General features: G+C 71.8%; 5 protein-coding genes and 1 pseudogene. 4 read left to right on the top strand and 2 right to left on the bottom strand.

What is annotated here, in order from left to right:
• From D7Y15_RS44995 to D7Y15_RS40970, 3 genes and pseudogenes are all read left to right on the top strand, one after another.
• Nucleotides 1-183: pseudogene (locus D7Y15_RS44995) on the top strand (FAD-binding oxidoreductase); the annotation flags it as partial.
• Between the two features lie 117 nt (nt 184-300).
• A complete protein-coding gene (locus D7Y15_RS40975) occupies nt 301-1,239 on the top strand; it encodes a hypothetical protein (RefSeq protein WP_120581092.1) in 939 nt (312 codons plus the stop codon).
• 123 nt (nt 1,240-1,362) lie between these two features.
• Nucleotides 1,363-2,550 carry a tetratricopeptide repeat protein gene (locus D7Y15_RS40970; protein WP_120581093.1) on the top strand — a complete coding sequence of 396 codons (1,188 nt, stop codon included), beginning with the start codon at nt 1,363-1,365 and terminating at the stop codon, nt 2,548-2,550.
• Nucleotides 2,551-2,578: 28 nt separating this feature from the next.
• Here D7Y15_RS40970 and D7Y15_RS40965 read toward each other — a convergent pair whose 3' ends face one another.
• Complete coding sequence (locus D7Y15_RS40965; RefSeq protein ID WP_120581094.1) at nt 2,579-3,541, bottom strand: ornithine cyclodeaminase family protein; 963 nt, start codon at nt 3,539-3,541, stop codon at nt 2,579-2,581.
• Between the two features lie 267 nt (nt 3,542-3,808).
• Between D7Y15_RS40965 and D7Y15_RS40960 the strand changes: the two genes are divergently transcribed.
• Nucleotides 3,809-5,839, top strand: a complete 2,031-nt coding sequence (locus D7Y15_RS40960; RefSeq protein WP_233605287.1) for an ATP-binding protein — start codon at nt 3,809-3,811, stop codon at nt 5,837-5,839.
• A 7-nt stretch (nt 5,840-5,846) separates the two neighbouring features.
• Here D7Y15_RS40960 and D7Y15_RS40955 read toward each other — a convergent pair.
• Nucleotides 5,847-7,376: Sapep family Mn(2+)-dependent dipeptidase (locus D7Y15_RS40955; RefSeq protein ID WP_148713005.1), on the bottom strand; the 1,530-nt coding region annotated here is incomplete at its 5' end.

Genomic DNA, 7,376 nt, shown 5'->3' with positions numbered 1-7,376 from the left:
CAGGCCTGCTACCGCGCCCTCTCTCGCGAACTGGCGGACGCGGGGTACCACCTGACCCGAGCCGGACTCCAGGCGCAGGACGCCGCACCGCCCGTGCGGGACGACTCCGCGGAGGTGCGAAAGCGGCTGAAGGCGGCGTTCGACCCAGAGGGAATCCTGGCTCCCGGGAGATCCGAGCCCTGAGGGCGCGGCGGATCAGAAAGAAAAAAGAGGAGCGGAAACTTTCTCGGGTGCGCCCCCGATACTCTCTCAAGTCACAAGATTTCCCACCGCGCATCGCGCCCGCCGGAGCCCCCTTCCATGGCCATCGAGACCAACCGCTACCGCCCCGTGTTCCGGAACCCCACGACGCCCGCTCCGGCCAACGGGACGCAGGTGCGCCGCGAGGTGCAGGCCCAGACGCAGAACCGGGCCCAGGGCGAGGCGACCATCGACCTGAACCGTGGCGTGCAGGGCAACCGCGTCACCACCAGCAACCAGGCCAACCCCAACACCACGACGGACATCCAGAAGCAGCTGGAGACCAGCCGCTTCGACCAGACCGTCGCCTCCGGTGAGTGGAACAAGAACTGGACCGCGGCTTCCGGCTCCCACACCTCCGGTGACGTGAACGGCAACTTCCACAACACCGTGGAAGGCCAGGCGCTGACGGCGGACGTGTCCGCGCAGGGCAACGTCTCCATCGACCCGCTGCACGGCAAGATTGGCGCCGAGGGCTCCGTCGACGTGAAGGCGGACCTGGTGCGCGGCTCCGTGGAAGGCCACGTGGACAGCGCCGTGGGCCGCACCGAGTGGGGCGCGGAGGGCAACGTGGGCGCCGAGGCGACCGCCACGGGCCAGGTGGTGCTGGACCCGCTGCACGGCCAGGCCGCTGCCTCCGTGCACGGTGAGGCCTTCGCCGGCGCCCGCGCCAGCGCGGAAGTCACCCAGGAGATTGGCCCCGCGACCGTCACTGCCGGCGCGGAAGCCTTCGCCGGCATCGGCGTGGAGTTCGAGGCCAACGTCGGCCTGAAGGACGGCAAGCTGTCCGCCAACTTCGACGTGGGCGCGGCGCTGGGCATCGGCGCCAGCGTGGAGTTCGGCTTCTCCGTCGACGTGGGCAAGGTCGGCGACGCCGCCAAGGCCGCCGTCGAGGGCGTGGGCAACGCGGTGCAGAACGTCGGCGAGGGCATCAAGAACGTCGGCGAGGGCATCAAGAACGTCGGTGAAGGCATCAAGGACGCGCTGAGCAAGTGGTAGTCGCGGGCCCCGTCCGGCCGCCTCCCACCTGAAGCTCTTCCCAGGGCCTCGTCCATCCGGGCGAGGCCCTTCCTTTTTCCCCGTTGCTCGACAGCCCCCGCCCCCTGGGGGACACTTTCCATCATGAACTCTCTGGAAACCCTTCTCGCGCAGGGTCAGGTGGCCCAGGCCAAGGCCGAGGCCGAGAAGCTCCTCGCGAAGAACCCCAACCACCGCGACGCGCTGGTGGTGATGGCCAAGCTGGCGCTGGTGGAGAACAAGGTGCCCCAGGCGGAAGGACTGCTCGCCAAGGCGGAGGCCCAGGGCGCCACGGCGGAGACCGGCCTGGTGCGCGCGAACATCGCCGCCCAGAAGGGCCAGCTCGACGCCGCCCTCAAGGCCTACCAGGGCGTGCTCGCGGTGGAGCCCAACCGCGCCGAGGCTCACTTCGGCAAGGGCATGATGCTGATCAAACAGGACAAGGCGCCCCAGGCGCTGGAGGCCCTGTCCCAGGCCGCGAAGGCGGCGCCCCAGAACCCGGTGTTCCGCTACCGGCTGGGTCAGGTGCAGCTGGAGGCGGGCCAGACGGACGCCGGCCTCGCCACGCTGCGCGAGGTCCTCACGCTGGCGCCGCGCTTCGTGCCCGCGTACCTGAGCCTGTCGCACGCGCTGTCCGCCCAGGAGAAGCTGGTGGACGCGCGCAAGGTGCTGGAGCAGGGCCTCAAGGCGGTGCCCAACCAGCCGCGCATGCTCGCATCCGTGACGGTGCTGTCCATGGCGCTGCGCGATTTGCGCACGTCCTACCAGGCGGCCTCCGCGCTCGCGGCCCAGCGCCCGAAGGACGCGGACGCCCAGGCGAACCTGGCGCAGCTGATGCTGGCGCGCGGTCAAATCGAACAGGCCCGGCACCTGTGCCAGACCATGGCGTCGCTGGGCGTCGCCAGCGAGTCGCTGAAGATGGCGGAGGCCACCTGCTTCGAGTCGCAGGAGCCGCCCGCGTACGACAAGGCCATCGCCGCGTACGAGCAGGGCATGGGCCTGGCGCCGGACGGCTGGCGCGCGGCGAACAACCTGGGCCAGCTGCTGCTGCGCGTCCCCTCGGAGCCGGCGAACGCGCACCTGCCGCGCGCGGTGACGGTGCTGGAGGAGGCCGTGCGCCGCGCCCCGGACCGCCCGGAGCCGCTGCTCAACCTGGCGCTCGCGCAGGCGCGCCTGGGCCAGGAGCAGAAGGCGAAGGAGCTGGTGCAGAAGGTGCTCGCCATGCCGCTGGCGGAGGACACCGACCTGCACGAGGAGGCCGTGCGCCTCTCGCAGACGCTGTCCAAGGCCTGAAGCAGGCCGGACGGACGGACGGCCCGCGCTACTCGTTGAAGTCGAGCGTGGGCACGTCCTCGTCGCCGGTCGCCGACTGGTACACGTGCCAGGCGGTGGCCAGGTCCTGGAAGGGCAGGCCCACCCCGGCGAACACCGTCACCTGTTCCTGGGACGTGCGCCCGGGCTTGAGGCCCGCGAGGACCTCGCCCAGCTCCGCGTGGATGGCGGCCTCCGTGAGCCCCACCGCGCCCGCCGCGCCAGTGGAGACGCTCAAGCCGCGGTGGTCGCAGACGAACAGCGATTGCTCGAGCAGGTCCTGGGACAGCTCCGCCTTGCCCGGCTCGTCCGCGCCCAGCGCGGTGATGTGCGTGCCCGGCTGCACCATGCCGGCGTGCAGGAAGGGCTGGTGGCTCCACGTCGCCGTCACCACGATGTCCGCGTCCGCGACGGCCTCCGCCACGGACGTCTCCACGCGCACGGGCAGGTTCAGCTCCTGGTACATGCGCTGCGCGTAGGCGTTCGCGTGCGCGATGTTCGTGTCGTAGACGCGCACCTGGCTGAGCGTGCGCACCAGCCGCAGCTGCTTGAGCTGGAGCACGCCCTGGCGGCCGGCGCCAATCACCGCCACGCGCGTGGCGTCCGGCCGGGCCAGCACGTCCGCGGCCAGCGCGCCCACCACGCCGGTGCGCACGGCGGTGAGGTGGCCGGAGTCCATCACCGCGAGCAGCCCTCCCGTCACCAGGTCATGCAGGTGCACCACGCCCTGGATGGCGGGCTTCTGCGCGGGGAACTTCGCGTGCACCTTCACCGTGTACGCGGGGATGCCGGGCACGCAGCCGGGGAAGAGCACCAGCGCGGTGCCCAACGAGTGCAGCGGCGCGCGCACGCGCTGCGGGGCCACCGTGCGGGCCAGGACGTCGGTGCGGAAGGCCTCGCGCAGGTCGTCCAGGAGCAGGAGCGCCTGGATGTTGCGGGCCACGGCGGAGCGGTTGAGCAGGAGGGTGGGCATGCTTTGACGGCCACCCTACCCGAGCATGCGCATGCCCTGGGGCGCGAACGTCCCCAGGGCTGGCCGAGCGCACGAAGGTGAACGGCGCGCCGGGCGGTGCGTCCGAGGCCCGGCCCGGAACCAGCGGCCGAGGGCTCGTGTCGCGTCTCCATCCGACGCGGGGGCGAAGCACGCCGGGGGCACCATGCGCAGACTTTTCGCGAGGGGCGGCGCGACCGGGCGAGGGGCCCGGGGAGACGGGCGATGCAGGAGCCGGATTCACACTCCGTGGACGAGCATGCGCGCAGCGGGCCTCGCCCCTCCGCGGCGGAGTTCCTGCGCGCGAACCACGACACGCTGCTGACGGAATGGCAGCAGGCGGTGATGCGGGACCTGGGCGGCAAGGACGCCGCCCGCCCTCCCTGGCTCATCGACCACATGCCGGAGCTGCTCACCGCGCTGGCGGATGCGATGGAGCTGGGGCCGGAGGCGCTGGACGAACGCATGGAGGCGGCGCACGCCGCGGCCCGGATCGACGCGGGCTTCAACCTGGGCGAGGTGGCGCAGGAGTACGCGCTGCTGCGCCGCTGCATCCTCCACCGGCTGGAGACGCTGGAGCAGCGGCTGCGGCCCGGCGACCTCACGCGGCTGGAGGAGACGCTCGACCGGGTGGTCACCCGGACGATGACGTTCTTCTGGGACATGAAGCAGCGCATCCTCCAGACGCTGGACCGCATGTCCGAGGCGACGCTGGACGACCCGGACATGGAGACGCTCCTGGAGCGCCTGCTCACCCGGCTGATGGAGTCCGCGCTCACCGTGAACACCGCGGCGGTGATGCTGCGGGAGGACGACGCGCTGGTGGTGCGCGCCGCGGTGGGCCTGGGCACGGACGAGGTGAAGGGCCTGCGCGTGCCGGTGGGCCAGGGCGTGAGCGGGCTGGCGGCGTTGGAGCGGCGGCCCTTCTTCGTCCGCTCGGCCGCCACCGACCCGCGCGTCCTCTTGGGGCCACTGCGCCGCGCGGGGCTGCGCGCGTTGTATGGCCTGCCGCTCATGGACGGCGAGCGGCTGCTGGGCATGGCGTACATGGGCTCGCGCACGGCCTTCGCCTTCTCCGACGCGGACGTACTGCTCTTCCACGCCGTCGCGGAGCGGGCGTCCGCGCACATCGCCCAGACGGAGCTGCACGCGCGTGAACACGAGGCACGCCAGGAGGCCGAGCGGTCGCTGGCGCTGCTGGACTCGCTGCTGGACGCGGCGCCCGTGGGCATCGCGTTCCTGGACCAGGACCTGCGCTACCTGCGCATCAACGGCACGCTGGCGCGGCTCAACAACAAGCCCGTGGAGGACCACCGGGGCCGCACGCTGCATGAGATGGTCCGCATCGGCGCCGTGGCCCCCATCGAGCGGGCGCTGCGGCAGGTGCTGGAGACCGGGCGGCCCGTGCAGGACGTGCTCCTCGAAGGACCGGATCCGGTGCGGGGCCGCGCGGGCGTCTGGCGCGCGGACTACTTCCCGGTGCGCACCCCGGACGGCGCGCTGCTCGGCGTGGGCAGCACGGTGGTGGACATCACCGACCTCAAGCGCGCGGAGGACGCGCTCCAGCAGTCCATCGACTTCCGCGAGGAGCTCATCGCCGTCCTGGGCCACGACCTGCGCAACCCCCTGCACGCGGTGAACGCGTCGGCCTTCATGCTGGGCAAGCTTCCGGAGCTGGACACGCCCTCGCGCCGCTCCGTGGATCGCATCCGCAAGGCCACGGCGCGGATGACGCGGATGATCAACGACATCCTCGACTTCGCGCGCAGCCGCCTGGGCGGGGGCATCCCGGTGGCACGTCAGCACGTGAACATGGAGGAGCTGTGCCAGGGGATGCTGGAGGAGCTGCAAGTCGTCTACCCGGAGCGGCCCCTCCTGCTGGAGGTGCACGGGGATGACCTGTGGGGGGACTGGGACCCGGACCGCGTGACGCAGGTGCTGGGCAATCTGGTGGTGAACGCGCTGCAACACGCGAAGAACGACTCGCCCGTCATCACCACGCTCACGGGTGAGGCCACGGACGTGGTGATGCGGGTGCGCAACGAGGGCGAGCCCATCCCCCCGGAGCTGCTGCCGCACCTGTTCGACCCATTCAAGCCGTCCAGCACGCCGGAGCAGGGCGGCAAGCAGCGCAGCCTGGGGCTCGGGCTCTACATCGTGAGTGAGATCATCCACGTGCACCAGGGCACCGTCCGCGTGGAGACCTCGCTGGGCCAGGGCACGACCTTCACCGTGCGCTGGCCCCGCGTCCCCCTGCCCCCGGGCTACCTGGAGCCGTGAGCTGGCATCACGGCGCGGCCTTCACCTCGGACGCGGGCGCGATGGCGAGCGTGTGCACGGCCTCCGCGAGCATGCGCGTGCTCAGGTCCAGCGTCTCCAGCGCGATGGATTCATCCGGGGCGTGGCCGGTGTAGGGCTCGTTGGGGAACGCGGGCCCGAAGTCCACGGCGCGAGGGAAGAGCCGCGCGTAGGTGCCGCCGCGGATGGAGCCGGGCACCGCGTCCGGCGCCTTGCGCTGCCGCTGGTAGATGTCCATCAGCGTCTTCACCAGCGGGCCGGACGTGTCCGCCACGTGCGGGTCGCCCAGGTAGCGGCCGGAGCCCTCCTTCACCTGTCCACCGGAGTCCTCGCCCACGCGCTTCGCGGCGGCGTCCAGCGACGCGTTGAAGGCCGCCGCGTCCTGGCCCTGAGGCCGGCGCATGTTGACGCCCAGGGACACGGTGCCGTCCTTCACGCGCAGCACGGTGGGCGCCACGAGCAGCGGCCCCATCAGCGCGTCCTGGTACTTCAGGCCCAGCTTCTCGCCGTGGTGGTCGCCGTCGAAGCGCTTCGACACCACGCGCAGCAGCGCCGCGATGCCGTTGTCCTCCAGAGACAGCCGCGAGGCCACGGCGGACAGGTCCCAGAGCGCGTTGTGGCCCTCGTCCGCGGTGGACGAGTGCACCGCCACGCCGTGGGCGGTGAGCACCACGGTGTTGCCCTCGCGCTTCGCGTCGGCCTTCAGGTCCCTGCGGGAGGGGGACTCCTGGGCGATGGCGGCCTTCACGGCGGCGAGCACCGACTCCGGCGTCTGGCCCTTCACGGGCGCAAGCTTCAGCGTGGCGGTGCCGGGCACCTGGGTGAGGAACTCGCCCGCGCTCACGTCCACGGCGCGCGCGACGGTGCCCTCCTTCGGCGTGGCGAGGGCCGCGCCCACGGGCGCCTCCAGCGTCCACGCGACGAAGCCGGACTGCGCGGCCATCACCGGGTAGCCGGAGTCCACGGAGATGACATGCGTGGGCTTGGGCTGCGTGTCCGCGTAGTTCTTCATGCCGGACCAGTCGCTCTCCTCGCCGTTGCCGATGATGATCAGCACCTTGCCCTGGGGCTTGAGGCCCAGGTCCTTCGCCATGGCCAGCGCGACGAGCCCGGAGGCGATGGGACCCTTGTCGTCCTCCACGCCGCGGCCGTACAGGCGGCCCTTCTCCACCACCGGCTTGAAGGGCGCGCGCTTCCACTCATGGGCGGGCGCGGGGACGACGTCGCCATGGAACACGAGCCCCAGCAGCGGCTCGCCTTCACCCCAGGACAGCTCGAAGACGTCGTTGTTGCCCACGGTGCGGAAGCCGAAGCCGTGCTGCTTCGCCCACGCCTCCAGGGCGCGGCCCATGGCGGCCACCTCCGGGTTCTTCGCGGCGGGGGCCTCGCTGCTCACCGTCTTGAAGCGGACGAGCGTCTGGGTGAGGGCCACCACGTCATCCAGTGCACAGGCCTGGACGTAGGCGGCGTAACGCTCCGCGGCGGAGGCGCCCTTCAGGGCGGCGTCGGAGAAGCGGGC

This window comes from Corallococcus sp. AB030, assembly GCF_003668965.1.
In the GTDB taxonomy this organism is placed as follows: Bacteria; Myxococcota; Myxococcia; order Myxococcales; family Myxococcaceae; genus Corallococcus; species Corallococcus exiguus.
This window is presented reverse-complemented; position numbering and strand designations above follow the sequence as displayed.